This is a genomic window from Streptomyces clavifer, from assembly GCF_036345975.1.
Lineage (GTDB): Bacteria > Actinomycetota > Actinomycetes > Streptomycetales > Streptomycetaceae > Streptomyces > Streptomyces clavifer.
In genome coordinates this window covers 2,442,708-2,457,208 of record NZ_CP107793.1, presented here as the reverse complement: position 1 = coordinate 2,457,208, position 14,501 = coordinate 2,442,708, and the positions used below count along the sequence as shown (strand labels likewise).

Genomic DNA, 14,501 nt, shown 5'->3' with positions numbered 1-14,501 from the left:
CGTTCGTTATGAAGCGGCGGCCTGTTGCCCCTTACGTCGCGGAGCCGTGCGCTCTACTCTGATCACCACCCGTTAGTTACTCGCCAGTTAAGCAAGCAGGCCGAGCGGGCACGAGAAGCAGGAATACAGGCAGCAGCCCCCCCATATACCCAGTACCAGTACCCAGCAGCCGGTCGTAGCAGCGCCGCAGGCCCGGAGGACGTCGTGAGCGACACACAGACCTTGATCGATAGCCGACCGCCCTCCGTGGCGGCCCTCTTCGTCGACCGCGTGGCGGCCACCCCGGACGGGGAGGCGTACCGCTATCCCGTGCCGTCGGCCTCCGGCCAGGGACCGGACGACTGGAAGTCGCTGACCTGGGGGGAGGCGGCGACCCGTGTGTTCGCGATCGCGGCTGGTCTGATCGGTCTGGGGGTCCGGCCCGAGGAGCGTGTCGCGCTCGCCTCGTCCACCCGTGTCGAGTGGATCCTCGCCGACCTCGCCGTCATGTGCGCGGGCGCCGCGACCACGACGGTCTACCCGTCCACGAACGCCGAGGAGTCCGCCTTCATCCTGGCCGACTCCGACAGCCGCGTCCTGATCGCCGAGGACGCCGCGCAGCTGGCGAAGGCCCGCGAGAGCCGGGCCGGGCTGCCCGCCCTCGCCCATGTCGTCGTCATCGACCCGGCCGGTGCCGAGCCCGTGGAGGGCGACCCGGAGGGCTGGATCCTCACGCTGGCCGAGCTCGAGGCCCGGGGTGCCGCATACCTGGCGAAGAGCCCGGACGCGGTCACCGACCGGGTCTCTGCCATCACCGCCGACCAGCTGGCGACCCTGATCTACACCTCGGGGACCACCGGCCGCCCCAAGGGTGTACGCCTGCCGCACGACAACTGGTCGTACATGGCCAGGGCGACCGTGGCGACCGGCCTGATCAGCGCGGACGACGTCCAGTACCTGTGGCTGCCGCTCGCCCACGTCTTCGGCAAGGTCCTCACCTCCGGCCAGATCGAGGTCGGCCACGTCACGGCGGTCGACGGCCGCGTCGACAAGATCATCGAGAACCTCCCGGTGGTCCGGCCGACCTACATGGCAGCCGTCCCCCGGATCTTCGAGAAGGTCTACAACGGGGTCGCGGCCAAGGCGCGTGCCGGGGGCGGCGCCAAGTACAAGATCTTCCAGTGGGCGGCGGACGTGGCCCGCGAGCACGCGAAGGTGTCGCAGGACAACTTCCGCCGTACCGGGAACGCCTCCGTGCCGTTCGCGCTCCGCGCCAAGCACAAGGTGGCCGACACCCTCGTCTTCGCCAAGATCAGGGAGGCCTTCGGCGGCCGGCTCCGCGCCTGCGTCTCCGGCTCCGCCGCGCTCGCCCCCGACATCGGCTTCTTCTTCTCCGGCGCCGGGATCCACATCCTGGAGGGCTACGGCCTCACCGAGTCCAGCGCAGCCTCCTTCGTCAACCCGGGCGAGGCCTACCGCACCGGCACCGTCGGCAAGCCGCTTCCCGGCACCGAGGTCCGGATCGCGGACGACGGCGAGATCCTGCTGCGCGGCCCCGGTCTGATGGAGGGCTACCACCGGCTTCCCGAGAAGACCGCCGAGGTCCTGGAGTCCGACGGCTGGTTCCACACCGGCGACATCGGCGAGCTCTCCGAGGACGGCTACCTGCGGATCACCGACCGCAAGAAGGACCTGATCAAGACGTCCGGTGGCAAGTACATCGCCCCGGCCGAGGTCGAGGGACAGTTCAAGGCGGTGTGCCCGTTCGTCTCCAACATCCTGGTGCACGGCGCGGACCGTAACTTCTGCACCGCCCTGATCTCCCTCGACGAGCCGACCATCCTCGGCTGGGCGCAGGAGAACGGACTGGGCGGCAAGCCGTACGCCGACGTGGTGGCCTCCCCGCAGGCCGTGGAGCTCATCGAGGGCTATGTGAAGCGGCTCAACGAGGGGCTGCAGCGCTGGCAGACCATCAAGAAGTTCCGGCTGCTGCCGCGCGACCTCGACATCGAGCACGGCGAGCTGACCCCCAGCCTCAAGCTGAAGCGGCCGGTCGTCGAGCGCGAGTACAAGGACCTCATCGACGACATGTACGCGGGCTCCCGCGAGGCGTAGCGGCAGCCGGTACGGAGCCGAGGAGCAGGTCACAGGCGGGGCCGGTGGGTGCGTGAGCACTCGCCGGCCCCGTCCGCGTTACCGCGCGTCCCCCTCCGGCTCCGCCCACTTCGGTCACTCGGTGCTTATGTGCCCGCCCGGTCTGTCACTCTGTCGTAGAACGTCAGCGGTGTATCGCGAGAACCGTCAGGAGCCGCACCGTGGGGCCCATTCCAATCCAGCGGGACATCGTTCACCGTCCCGAAGGTGTTTTTGCCGGTCAGGGCGGCGATGTGCGCACGGTCGCCCGCACGAGCCTGCCCGGAATCCCGCTGGCCCCCTCCGCGGCCCGCCGGTTCGTCCGGGCCGCGCTCACCGACTGGACCGCGACCGGACTGCCCTCCGCCGGGCCCTTCGGAGACCGCCTCACCGACGACGCGGTGACCGTGGCCAACGAGCTGGTGACCAACGCGGTCGTGCACGCCGGTACGACGGTCGAGCTGCTCGTCAGGCTGGAGGACGCGGCCGGGGCGGAGCCCGCCGCGCTGGTGCTGGAGATCACCGACCACCATCCCGCGCGTTCGGTGCGGGACGGCGGGGCCGAGCGGCCCGACCCCGCCGAGTACGGCCGGGGGCTGCAGCTCGTCGCCACTCTCGCCGAATCCTGGGGGATCACCTACCGCACCGGCCTCAAGACCGTCTGGGCCCGGCTGCAGGCCGATGACTGGGAGGGCCTCCCCGACCCCGCGCCGGCCGAGGACGGGGTCCACCGGCGGGCCCCGCGCGCCGAGATCCCCGCCCCCGCCGCCCGGGGGGCCGAGCGCGACGACACGGACTGGGCGGGGCGCGGGGCGCTCTCCTTCCTCGCCGAGGCGTCCGATCTGCTCGCGGGGCAGCTCGACGAGGACCTGGTGGCGTCCATAGCGGGCCAGCTGATGGTGCCCCGGCTCGCGGACTGGTGCGCGATCTGGTTGGAGAGCGAGGCCGGCGGCCCCGCGGCCGTCCCCCGGCTCGCAGGGGTCTGGCACGGCGACAAGGGCGGCACCGAGCTCCTGCGGCCCGAGCTGGAGAAGGAGCCGCTCCGCTTACCCGGCAGTGTCGGCACCGGCCCCGTACCCGTCCCGTGGCCCGGAGACGCCGCCGCGGGGCGCGGTGGCGGCGGAGCCGCGCTCGCCCACCGCATCGCCTCGGGCGGGCGCACGCTCGGCGCCGTGCTCGTGGGCCGGGAGGGGGTCGCGCTCTTCCCCGAGGAGGTGGCCGCACTCATCGCCGACTTCGTACGCCGCGTCGGACTGGCCGTGGGCGCCGCCCGCGCCTACACCCGGCAGGCCACCATCAGCCGCATCCTGCAGCGCGGCCTGCTGCCCAGCAAGGTCGCCGACATACCCGGCGTCACCAGCGCCCTGGTGTACGAGCCCGGTGACGACGCCGTCGTCGGCGGCGACTTCTACGACCTCTTCCCGTGCCCGGGCGGCCGCTGGTGCTTCGTCCTCGGCGACGTGCAGGGCAGCGGCCCCGAAGCCGCCGTCGTCACGGGCCTCGCCCGCCCCTGGCTGCGGCTGCTGTCCCGGGAGGGCTTCCGCGTCGGCGAGGTGCTCGACCGGCTCAACCGGCTCCTCCTCGACGACGCCATGGAGGCGGCCGAGGCCGCCGCCCTGATGGTCGCGGCGGCGGGGGGCCAGCAGATCCAGGACGGCACGCAGTCCCGGTTCCTGTCCCTCCTGTACGGCGACATCGTGCCGCTCCCGGACGGCGGTGTCCGCTGCACCGTGGCCAGCGCGGGCCACCCCCTCCCGCTGCTGCTGCGCCCCGACGGGTCCGTACGCCCGGCCGCCGAGCCGCAGGTCCTGCTCGGCGTCGTCGAGGACGTGGCGTACGAGAGCCAGTGCTTCGACCTCGTGCCCGGTGACAGCCTCCTCTGCGTCACCGACGGGGTGACCGAGCGGCGGTCAGGACGGCTGATGTTCGACGACGGCGACGGCCTCGCGCACGCCCTGTCGGACTGCGCCGGGCTGTCCGCCGAACGGATCGCCCACCGGATCACGCACGCCGTCCACGCCTTCGCGGAGCGCCCGCCCGACGACGACCTGGCGCTGCTGGTCCTCCAGGTCGACTGACCGGGAGCGTGGCCGGGGGAGCTCCCGCGGCGAGCGACAATGGACGGTATGCCTTCCGTACTGCCCGATGGTGAGCCCGTGCCCGACGACGGGGCACTGCCCCGCCATGCCCTGGAAGGCGCTGCCGGCCGGCCGCTCGGCTTCTACCTGCATGTGCCCTACTGCGCCACCCGCTGCGGCTACTGCGACTTCAACACCTACACCGCGACCGAGCTGCGCGGCTCCGGCGGCGCACTGGCCTCCCGCGACAACTACGCGGCGCATCTCATCGAGGAGGTCCGCCAGGCCCGCAAGGTGCTCGGCGACGACCCCCGGCCCGTCCGCACGGTCTTCGTCGGCGGCGGCACGCCCACCCTGCTGCCCGCCGCCGACCTGGTCAGGATGCTCGCGGCGATCCGTGAGGAGTTCGGGCTGGCGGACGACGCCGAGATCACCACGGAGGCGAATCCGGAGTCCGTCGATCCCGCGTACCTGGCAGCGCTGCGGGAGGGAGGCTTCAACCGTGTCTCCTTCGGGATGCAGAGCGCCCGGCAGCACGTCCTGAAGATCCTGGACCGCACCCACACGCCCGGCAGGCCCGAGGCCTGTGTCGCCGAGGCGCGCGAGGCCGGCTTCGAACACGTCAACCTCGACCTGATCTACGGCACCCCGGGGGAGTCCGACGACGACTGGCGGGCCTCCCTGGACGCGGCGATCGGTGCCGGCCCCGACCATGTGTCGGCCTACGCGCTCATCGTGGAGGAAGGCACCCAGCTGGCCCGCCGCATCCGCCGCGGCGAGGTCCCGATGACCGACGACGACACGCACGCCGACCGCTACCTGATCGCCGACGAGGCGATGGCCGCGGCGGGCTTCTCCTGGTACGAGGTGTCGAACTGGTCCCGCACGCCCGAGGGCCGCTGCCTGCACAACGAGCTGTACTGGCGCGGAGCCGACTGGTGGGGCGCCGGGCCCGGAGCGCACAGCCACGTCGGCGGCGTCCGCTGGTGGAACGTCAAGCACCCCGGGGCGTACGCGCAGGCCCTGGCCGAGGGCCGCTCGCCCGGGGCCGGACGCGAGGTCCTGACCGACGAGGACCGGCGGGTCGAGCGGATCCTGCTGGAGCTGAGGCTCGTCGAGGGGTGCCCGCTGTCGCTCCTCGCCCCCGCCGGGCTCGCGGCGTCCCGCCGGGCCGTCACGGACGGACTGCTGGAGCCCGGACCGTACGCCGAGGGCAGCGCCGTCCTCACCCTGCGCGGGCGCCTGCTGGCCGACGCCGTGGTGCGCGACCTGGTCGACTGACGACCCGCACCGCCGGCTACGCCAGCGGGCAGGTCTTTCGGGTGAGGGCCACCGGATCACCGGCCGCGCGGCCGCACACCACGCCGATCTCGGCGTCCGGACCCGGCCGCGTGACCTTCATGACACCGAGACCGTGCACCTTCTGGTCCGCGTAGGGGATCGTCCCCCGGAAGGTCACCCTCCCGGTCGGCATGTCGTTGAGCGCCACCGAGTAGAGCGTCGCCCAGGTCTCCGCGGCGCTCTGCGGTTTGTCGCTCCGGGTGGCGGCGGCGTAGAGCGTCGCCGTCGCCTGGTACGAGATGACGCTCTGGCCGCTGGTGAACAGCTTGTCCTCGTACGGTGGGACGCCCGTCGGCAGCGGGTCCAGACGCCCGCCTTCCGGGAGCAGCGTCTCCAGGGCCTTGCGGGAGTCCTCGTAGAACGCCCTGCCCCCGCCCAGGCTCATGGGCGCCAGCGAGCCGTAGTAGAGCGTGACCTTCTCCGCGAGCTTCGTGGCGTCGTCGAAGCGCGCCTTGGTCAGGTCGTCGCCGGTGAAGACCGTGATCTCCTTCTCGGAACAGCCCGAGATCTGGCCGAGGCCGGACATCAGGGTGTTGACGTCCTCGACCCGGCCGGCGAAGTAGAGGGCGTCGGGAACGCGTTCCGCGCCGCAGATGTCGTGCAGGGGGCCGTCGAGGTTGGCGGACCCGCCGTCCTTGGAAAGGGAGTACTGGGTGCTGTCCGGATCCGCGGCCAGGGTGAAGCCCGACTCCGTCAGCATCTCCTCACCCACCCTCCTCTGCTCGGTGGTGTAGCGGTCCTTGTCCTCGTTGCCCACCTTCCTGGACAGGACGACCGCCTGCGGGTCCTCCAGCGTCTCCGCGAGCTGCCCGGCTATCAGACCGAGCGCGCTCGCCTGCTCCTCGTCGGTCGCCGCGAGGCCGAAGTAGTTCGGGTAGGCGCGGGCGAGACCGCTGTCGGAGTTGGTGGTGTCCACGACGGGGAGCCCGGCGGTCTGCAGCAGTCCGGTGGCCGTCGTGCTCTCGGTGGTGTTGCGGCCCAGGCCGACCACGCCGACCACGGAGGGGTCCCGCCGGGCGACCTCGATGATCTTCTCGACCGCCGTCGTCTGCCGCAGCATGTCCTGGCCGCCGTTGGCCGTCAGGACACGGAGTTTCACGGAACGGTCGGCGTTGACGGACCGCTGGTGGAGATAGACGCCGGTCAGCTCCTCCAGGCCCTTGCGGGTGTCCTCCCTGCTCCTGTGCGTCCCGGTGAGCGGGCCGGCGTAGACGATGGTCACGTGCTCGTCGCCGGGTCCTATGTCCGCGTTCTGCTCCCGGACCGCCTGCTCGATCCGTTCGAAGGTGATGCCCCTGCCCACCCCGTTCAGCTGCAGACCGTTGCCTTCGGCGAAGCGCACCTCGGGGGCGGTCGCCACCCCGATGCACTCCTTGCCGCCGTCGGGGCCGGCCAGCCTGACGGCATCCGTGTTGCGGCCGACGAGCGGGCCGTGGCAGTAGGTCTCCTTCCAGTGCCCGCTCCACAGGAAGGTCCCCAGCAGTGCGCCCACCAGCAGGAAGGCGATGGTCGTCCGTGACATCACCCACCAGGCCCAGGTCCGCCGGACGCGCTGCGTGGCCAGTTGCGCATGGGCGTGCTCATGGGTCAGCTGGCCGGTGGAGAGCGGCAGCCGCAGCACCCAGGCCAGTGTCACTGCCGCCGCGGGGGACTGCCCCACGCTCAGGTCCTGGACCCAGGTCTCGTACCGTGCGCGGGCACCCGACCTGCCCCCGGTGTGCGGGGGCGGCTCCGGGGCCAGCGGCGGGGTGTGCCGCATGATCTGGGCGGCCGGCAGGGAGGCCAGGAGCAGCAGCGGGTCGACCTCGCTGCGCCGGGAGCGCACGTTGTTGATCGCGTTGATCAGCAGCACCCCGCCGTTGTCGTGGGTGGCCGTCGGCAGGAGCACCACCGGCGGCACGGTGCGCTTGCTGCGCCGCCAGTCCCAGGCGTGCGGCCGGTAGTTGTGCCGCAGGTCCTCCAGGAGCGCCTGGACCCGCACCTCCAGGTGGAACTGGCGCGCGTGCTCGTCGCCCGCCCCCGCGTCGGCCACCCGCTCCGCCACTGCGGCCGCCCGGGCCCGGATCACCCGCCACGAACCGCTCGGCGAGAACCACGACCAGCCGTCGGACGGGTACGCGGTGCTGGACGCGGCCAGCGAGGAGGTGGTCGCGAGCCATCGGCTGGCCCGGCGCAGCCACAGCAGCGGCGGGGCGGCCGTGGTCACCAGCCGTACGACCGCCAGGCCCAGCAGGGCGGCGGCGGCGACCAGGGCGGTCAGCAGCCAGCCGATCTCGCCGAGGAGCACGCTCAGTACGGCGATGAAGACGGCGCCCAGGAAGGTCTCCGGCCGTATCGACGCGCGCAGCGAGTCCCACCAGGTGGCGGGACCCGACCGGCGCGCCCGCCAGCGCAGGCTGCCCAGCTGCTCCAGGATCCTTTCGTCGCGCTCGGCCGGCGAGCCGCCGCCCGGCTGGTCGACGACCGTCGCGGTGGCCTGCTCGATGGCGCTCAGGAGGCGGGAACGCGGGAAGACGAAGGGCTTGTACTGCGAGGTGCCCCGGGTCTCCCAGGGGCGCTCCGCCAGCGTGCGCACCATGGACAGTGCTGCCTCGTACGCGGTGTCGCCGTGGGCGTCGAGCAGCTTCACCGGGACCCGGCGCAGCTGGTTCGCCCGGTGGACCTGCAGGACGATCTGCCGCACCCTGCCGTCGATGTCCCCTCCGGCGCCCGCGTCCGCGGCCTGCGCCACGACCAGGGGCATCACCGGCCGGTTGACCCGGTACTGGTCGATCAGTTCCTGTATGAGGTGGAAGACGGCCGAAGCCGCCTCGTTCTCCGCACTGTCCCGCCATACCTCGCGCGTCATCCGCCCCCGGCCTTCCCCGTCAGCCCGCCGAACACGCCGGCCCCTCCGTGCACGCCGGGCCCGTGGAAGACATCGGGCCCGCCGGGCCCGCGGAGCCCCTCCCCCCTCAATAACCGATGGTGCGCGTGTGGCGCAGCCCTTCATGGGGATCGGTACCGGATCCTCGTCAACGGCCTCGGTACATCAGTCCGGAACCGTGACGAAGTCAATCAATTCCTCTACGCGGCCCAGCAGTTGCGGTTCCAGATCCTTGTAGGAGCCGACCTTGGACAGGATGTGCTGCCAGGCCGCGCCCGTGTTCTCCGGCCACCCCAGCGCACGGCACACCCCCGTCTTCCAGTCCTGGCCGCGCGGCACCGCCGGCCACCCGGGGATCCCCACGGACGACGGCTTCACCGCTTCCCAGACATCGATGTACGGGTGCCCCACCACCAGCACGTTCGCGTCCGTGACCCGCGCGGCGATCCGGGACTCCTTGGACCCCGGCACCAGGTGGTCGACCAGGACCCCGAGCCGGGCGTCCGGGCCCGGGGAGAACTCGCGGACGATCGCCGGGAGGTCGTCGACGCCCTCCAGGTACTCCACGACCACGCCCTCGATGCGCAGGTCGTCCCCCCAGACCCGCTCGACCAGCTCGGCGTCGTGCCTGCCCTCGACGTAGATCCGGCCGGCCCGCGCCACCCGCGCCCGCGCACCGGGGACCGCCACCGAACCGGAGGCGGTCCGTGCGGGGCGCACGGGGCCGCCGGCCGACGGGCGCACGAGGGTGACCACCCTCCCCTCCAGCAGGAAGCCGCGGGGCTCCATCGGGAACACCCGGTGCTTGCCGAAGCGGTCCTCCAGGGTGACCGTGGGCCCCTGGGCCGTCTTCTCGCACCGGATCACCGCTCCGCAGAAGCCGCTGGCGGCCTCCTCGACGACCAGATCGGGCTCGGCGGGCACCTCGGGGGCGGGGGCGGACTTCTTCCACGGCGGAGTCAGGTCCGGCTGGTAGCTGCGCATGGCAGCACGATAATCGGGGCCCCTTTCACGACACGCCGAAGCGGGTGGCCAGCCGGTCGCGCTGCGCCCGTACGAACGCCGCGTCCACCACCGCCCCGTGTCCCGGCACGTACAGCGCGTCCTCCCCGCCCAGCTCCAGCAGCCGGTCCAGTGCGGCGGGCCAGTGCGAGGGGACCGCGTCCTGGCCGGCCTGCGGCTCGCCGGACTCCTCGACCAGGTCGCCGCAGAGCACCACGGCGGGTGAGCCCGGCACCAGCACCGCCAGGTCGTGGCCGGTGTGACCCGGCCCCACGTTGGCCAGCAGGACCTGCAGGCCGCCGCCCAGGTCGAGCGTCCACTCGCCGCTCACCTGGTGGTGCGGCGCCACGAGCACGTCCGTCGCGGCGGTCGCGTCCTCCTCGCTCATCCCGTGCCGCATCGCGTCCGCGCGCAGCTGTGCGGCCCCGTGCGTCAGCAGCTCCGCCGTGCCGACCGCCCCGTAGACCTCCGCCCCGGCGAACGCGGCGGTGCCCAGTACGTGGTCGAAGTGCGGATGGCTCAGTGCGATATGCGTCACCCTGCGGCCGAGCAGGGCCTCCGCCTGGGTGCGCAGCTCGGCCCCCTCCCGCAGCGTCGAACCGGTGTCGTGGAGCAGCACGGCGTCCGCCCCGGCCACCAGCGTGGCCGTCGCGTCCCAGACGGGAAGGCGCCGGCGTCCCGTACCGTTGCCCAACCGCTCCCAGCCGAAGTCTTCCCAAGAGGCGTCCATACGGCGACGCTATCGGCAACGACCTGCACACTCGCGCGACGGCGTGGCCGGTCGCCCTTGCCCCGGCCCCACCCCGCCCCCGTACACTGACCGGGGGGATTGCTGGCACTCGAAAGCGCAGAGTGCCAGGCAGACACCGGAGAACCACAGCTGGAGGTGTGCGCGATGCTCAGCGAACGCAGACTCGAAGTGCTGCGCGCCATCGTCCAGGACTATGTCGGCACCGAGGAGCCCGTCGGCTCCAAGGCGCTCACGGAGCGGCACAGGCTCGGGGTCTCCCCGGCCACCGTGCGCAACGACATGGCGGTGCTGGAGGACGAGGGCTTCATCGCCCAGCCGCACACCAGTGCGGGGCGGATTCCGACGGACAAGGGATACCGGCTCTTCGTCGACAAGCTCGCGGGCGTCAAGCCCCTGTCGTCGCCGGAGCGCAGGGCCATCCAGAACTTCCTCGCCGGCGCGGTCGACCTCGACGACGTCGTGGGCCGCACGGTCCGGCTGCTCGCGCAGCTGACCCGTCAGGTCGCCGTCGTGCAGTACCCCTCGCTGACCCGTTCGACGGTGCGGCACGTGGAACTGCTCGCGCTCGCGCCGGCCCGCCTGATGCTCGTACTGATCACGGATACGGGCCGGGTCGAACAGCGTATGATCGACTGCCCCGCCCCGTTCGGCGAGACCTCTCTCGCCGATCTGCGGGCCCGGCTCAACAGCCGGGTCGTCGGACGCCGCTTCGCGGACGTTCCGCAACTGGTGCAGGACCTGCCGGAGTCCTTCGAGAACGAGGACCGGGGGACCGTCTCGACGGTTCTCTCCGTCCTTCTCGAGACTCTGGTCGAAGAGACGGAGGAGCGGCTGATGATCGGCGGCACCTCCAACCTCACCCGCTTCGGGCACGACTTCCCTGTGATGATCCGGCCGGTGCTGGAAGCACTGGAGGAACAGGTCGTCCTGCTGAAGCTGCTCGGTGAGGCCAAGGACTCGGGCATGACCGTACGGATCGGGCACGAGAACGCCCACGAGGGCCTCAACGCCACGTCCGTCGTCGCGGTCGGCTACGGTTCGGGCGACGAGGCAGTCGCCAAACTCGGCGTGGTCGGACCGACCCGCATGGACTACCCCGGAACGATGGGAGCGGTACGCGCAGTGGCACGTTACGTCGGACAGATCCTGGCGGAGTCGTAAGTGGCCACGGACTACTACGCCGTACTCGGCGTGCGCCGCGACGCATCTCAGGACGAGATCAAGAAGGCATTCCGCAGGCTCGCCCGCGAGCTGCACCCGGATGTCAACCCGGATCCGAAGACCCAGGAGCGGTTCAAGGAGATCAACGCCGCTTACGAGGTGCTCTCGGACCCGCAGAAGAAGCAGGTCTACGACCTCGGCGGCGACCCGCTGTCCGCCTCGGGCGGTGGCGGTGGCGCGGGCGGTTTCGGAGCCGGCGGCTTCGGCAACTTCAGCGACATCATGGACGCGTTCTTCGGCAACGCGGCCCAGCGCGGGCCCCGTTCGCGGACCCGGCGCGGCCAGGACGCCATGATCAGGCTGGAGATCGACCTCAACGAGGCGGCCTTCGGTACGACCAAGGACATCCAGGTCGACACGGCGGTCGTCTGTACGACCTGCAGTGGCGAGGGCGCCGCACCCGGCACCTCCGCGCAGACCTGCGACATGTGCCGCGGCCGCGGCGAGGTCTCCCAGGTCACCCGGTCCTTCCTCGGCCAGGTCATGACCTCGCGGCCCTGCCCGCAGTGCCAGGGCTTCGGCACCGTCGTGCCGACCCCGTGCCCCGAGTGCGCCGGCGACGGCCGCATCCGCTCGCGGCGCACCCTCACCGTGAAGATCCCCGCGGGCGTCGACAACGGCACCCGCATCCAGCTCGCGGGCGAGGGAGAGGTCGGCCCCGGCGGCGGCCCGGCCGGTGATCTGTACGTCGAGATCCACGAGCTGTCGCACGCGGTGTTCCAGCGGCGCGGTGACGACCTGCACTGCACCGTCACCATCCCGATGACCGCCGCTGCGCTCGGCACCCAGGTGCCGCTGGAGACGCTGGACGGGCTCGAGGAGATCGACATCAGACCGGGCACTCAGTCCGGCCAGTCGGTCCCGCTGCACGGGCGCGGCATCACACACCTGCGCGGCGGCGGCCGCGGTGACCTGATCGTGCACGTCGAGGTCATGACCCCGACGAAGATGGACCCCGAGCAGGAGCGCCTCCTGCGGGAGCTCTCCAAGCTGCGCGGCGAGGAGCGGCCCACCGGCCAGTTCCAGCCGGGCCAGCAGGGACTGTTCTCCCGGCTGAAGGACGCCTTCAACGGCCGCTGAACCCCGTACGACCGCGTCACCCCACCGCCCGCCGGCTCCGTACCGGCGGGCGGTGCCGCGTGCTGCGCCCGCCCCTCCGGCCGCCCGCATCGGCTGATTCGGCGCGGTGCACGGGACGTGGCACGATGCCGTCATGTCCTTGGCGCTGACCGATCTCTGCCGGTATCCGATCGTGCAGGCCCCGATGGCGGGCGGTGTCTCCTCGCCCCAGCTGGTCGGGGCCGTCGCCGATGCCGGAGCACTCGGCTTCCTGGCCGCCGGCTACAAGACGGCGGACGGGATGTACCACGAAATCAAGGAGCTGCGCCGGCTGACCGGCCGGCCCTTCGGCGTCAACCTCTTCATGCCGCAGCCGCTGCTCGCCGACCCGAGCGCCGTGGAGGTCTACCGCCACCAGCTCGCCGGTGAGGCCTCCTGGTACGAGACCCCGCTCGGCGACCCGGACTCCAGCGGGGACGACGGCTACGAGGCCAAGGTCGCGATCCTGCTGGACGACCCGGTTCCCGTCGTCTCCTTCACCTTCGGCTGCCCCACCCGCGAGGTCCTCGACGCCTTCGCCGCGGCCGGCACGTTCACCGTCGTCACGGTCACCACGCCCCAGGAGGCACGGAACGCCCAGTGGGCGGGCGCCCACGCGGTCTGCGTCCAGGGCACCGAGGCGGGCGGCCACCAGTCCACGCACCGCGACGACCCGCAGGACGGCCTCACCGGCACCGGCCTGCTCACCCTCGTCGCCGAGGTCCGGGAGAGCGTCCGGCTGCCGCTCCTCGCGGCCGGAGGGCTGATGCGTGGCTCCCAGATCACGGCCGTGCTGGCGGCGGGCGCCGACGCGGCGCAGCTCGGCACGGCCTTCCTGGCCTGCCCCGAGTCCGGTGCGCATCCGCTCCACAAGCAGGCCCTGACCAATCCGCTGTTCGTGACCACCGCCCTGACCCGGGCGTTCTCCGGCCGCCCCGCGCGCGGGCTGGTCAACCGCTTCGTGCGTGAGCACGGCAGGTACGCCCCGGCCGCCTACCCACAGGTCCACCAGCTGACCAGCGGGCTCCGCAAGGCGGCGGCCAAGGCCGGCGACGCCCAGGGCATGGCCCTCTGGGCGGGCCAGGGCCACCGCATGGCACGCGAGCTGCCTGCCGGTGAGCTCGTGGAACTGCTCGCCGTTGAAACCGAGGCCGCGCGTGCGGCAGTGAACGTGAGGAGTGCCCAGTGACGGCACCGGTCTTCGTCGTCGAACACCTGCCCAGCGGGACGGAGTTCGTGCTGGACGGACCCGAGGGGAGGCACGCCGTCTCCGTGAAGAGGCTGAACCCCGGGGAGGACGTCGTCCTCACCGACGGGCGGGGCCGATGGGCCGAGGGCGTCGTGAAGACGGCCGAGGGCAAGGACCGGCTCGTCGTCACCGTTCCGGAGGACGTCCGCGAGGAACCGGCACCGTCGCCCCGGATCACCGTCGTCCAGGCACTCCCCAAGGGCGACCGCGGTGAGCTCGCCGTGGAGACGATGACCGAGACGGGCGTCGACGCGATCGTGCCCTGGCAGGCGGCCCGCTGCATCACCCAGTGGAAGGGCGACCGCGGCCTCAAGTCCCTGGCGAAGTGGCGGAGCACCGCGCGCGAGGCGGGGAAGCAGTCCCGCCGGGTGCGCTTCCCGGAGGTGGCCGAGGCGATGACGACCAAGCAGGTCGCGGCGCTGCTGGCCGGGGCCGACTTCGCCGGTGTGCTGCACGAGGACCGGAACAGCCCGAGCGAGCCGCTCGCCACCGCCGCGCTCCCCGACGGGGGAACGATCGTGCTGGTCGTCGGGCCGGAGGGAGGGGTCTCGCCCCAGGAGCTGGCCGTCTTCGCCGAGGCGGGCGCGCCCGCCTACCGGCTCGGTCCCAGCGTGCTGCGGACCTCGACCGCGGGGACGGCCGCCGCCGCCCTGCTGATGGGACGCACCGGGCGCTGGAGCTGAGCCCCCGACCGCCCGCGGCCGCCACGCGCTCCACCGGGGCCCGGGCACGCCGACCGGCCGTCCGCCGGGACCGGCCGGATAGCATGCCGGTGTACTGATC

General features: G+C 72.3%; 10 protein-coding genes. 7 read left to right on the top strand and 3 right to left on the bottom strand.

Annotation, left to right across the window (positions count from 1 at the left end; translation table 11 throughout):
- Positions 1 to 204: 204 nt before the first annotated feature.
- The 3 genes from OG927_RS10625 (at position 205) to hemW (ending at position 5,471) form a co-directional block, all read left to right on the top strand.
- Positions 205 to 2,094: an AMP-dependent synthetase/ligase gene (locus OG927_RS10625; RefSeq protein WP_056785399.1), complete on the top strand. Its 1,890-nt coding sequence runs from the start codon at positions 205 to 207 to the stop codon at positions 2,092 to 2,094.
- A gap of 200 nt (positions 2,095 to 2,294) precedes the next feature.
- Positions 2,295 to 4,190 (top strand): ATP-binding SpoIIE family protein phosphatase, encoded by a 1,896-nt coding sequence (locus OG927_RS10620; RefSeq protein WP_056785396.1) that lies wholly within the window; start codon positions 2,295 to 2,297, stop codon positions 4,188 to 4,190.
- A gap of 39 nt (positions 4,191 to 4,229) precedes the next feature.
- On the top strand, positions 4,230 to 5,471 hold the full coding sequence (hemW, locus tag OG927_RS10615; protein ID WP_124282408.1) for a radical SAM family heme chaperone HemW: 1,242 nt from the start codon (positions 4,230 to 4,232) through the stop codon (positions 5,469 to 5,471).
- Positions 5,472 to 5,487: 16 nt separating this feature from the next.
- Here hemW and OG927_RS10610 read toward each other — a convergent pair whose 3' ends face one another.
- The 3 genes from OG927_RS10610 to OG927_RS10600 form a co-directional block, all read right to left on the bottom strand.
- On the bottom strand, positions 5,488 to 8,379 hold the full coding sequence (locus OG927_RS10610; protein WP_209470556.1) for a type 1 periplasmic-binding domain-containing protein: 2,892 nt from the start codon (positions 8,377 to 8,379) through the stop codon (positions 5,488 to 5,490).
- Positions 8,380 to 8,562: 183 nt separating this feature from the next.
- The gene (locus OG927_RS10605; protein ID WP_056785383.1) at positions 8,563 to 9,381 is read right to left on the bottom strand and encodes a DUF3097 domain-containing protein; all 819 of its coding nucleotides are present in this window, start codon (positions 9,379 to 9,381) and stop codon (positions 8,563 to 8,565) included.
- A 25-nt stretch (positions 9,382 to 9,406) separates the two neighbouring features.
- Positions 9,407 to 10,129 carry an MBL fold metallo-hydrolase gene (locus OG927_RS10600; RefSeq protein ID WP_056785379.1) on the bottom strand — a complete coding sequence of 241 codons (723 nt, stop codon included), beginning with the start codon at positions 10,127 to 10,129 and terminating at the stop codon, positions 9,407 to 9,409.
- 165 nt (positions 10,130 to 10,294) lie between these two features.
- Here OG927_RS10600 and hrcA point away from each other — a divergent pair, with 165 nt between their 5' ends.
- The 4 genes from hrcA to OG927_RS10580 all read left to right on the top strand — a co-directional run bounded on the left by hrcA (position 10,295) and on the right by OG927_RS10580 (position 14,401).
- Positions 10,295 to 11,311, top strand: a complete 1,017-nt coding sequence (gene hrcA / locus OG927_RS10595; protein WP_056785376.1) for a heat-inducible transcriptional repressor HrcA — start codon at positions 10,295 to 10,297, stop codon at positions 11,309 to 11,311.
- The gene (gene dnaJ, locus OG927_RS10590; protein ID WP_056785373.1) at positions 11,312 to 12,451 is read left to right on the top strand and encodes a molecular chaperone DnaJ; all 1,140 of its coding nucleotides are present in this window, start codon (positions 11,312 to 11,314) and stop codon (positions 12,449 to 12,451) included.
- Positions 12,452 to 12,584: 133 nt separating this feature from the next.
- Positions 12,585 to 13,658 carry a nitronate monooxygenase gene (locus tag OG927_RS10585; protein ID WP_056785369.1) on the top strand — a complete coding sequence of 358 codons (1,074 nt, stop codon included), beginning with the start codon at positions 12,585 to 12,587 and terminating at the stop codon, positions 13,656 to 13,658.
- The gene (locus OG927_RS10580) at positions 13,655 to 14,401 is read left to right on the top strand and encodes a 16S rRNA (uracil(1498)-N(3))-methyltransferase (RefSeq protein ID WP_124282411.1); all 747 of its coding nucleotides are present in this window, start codon (positions 13,655 to 13,657) and stop codon (positions 14,399 to 14,401) included. The genes OG927_RS10585 and OG927_RS10580 overlap by 4 nt, the downstream gene beginning before the upstream one ends.
- Positions 14,402 to 14,501: the final 100 nt, after the last annotated feature.

Coding starts and splice junctions, on each gene's coding strand:
- OG927_RS10610 (WP_209470556.1), bottom strand. CDS start 8,379: ATGACGCGCGAGGTATGGCGGGACAGTGCGGAGAACGAGGCGGCTTCG.
- OG927_RS10600 (WP_056785379.1), bottom strand. CDS start 10,129: ATGGACGCCTCTTGGGAAGACTTCGGCTGGGAGCGGTTGGGCAACGGT.
- hemW (WP_124282408.1), top strand. CDS start 4,230: ATGGACGGTATGCCTTCCGTACTGCCCGATGGTGAGCCCGTGCCCGAC.
- OG927_RS10585 (WP_056785369.1), top strand. CDS start 12,585: ATGTCCTTGGCGCTGACCGATCTCTGCCGGTATCCGATCGTGCAGGCC.
- OG927_RS10605 (WP_056785383.1), bottom strand. CDS start 9,381: ATGCGCAGCTACCAGCCGGACCTGACTCCGCCGTGGAAGAAGTCCGCC.
- hrcA (WP_056785376.1), top strand. CDS start 10,295: ATGCTCAGCGAACGCAGACTCGAAGTGCTGCGCGCCATCGTCCAGGAC.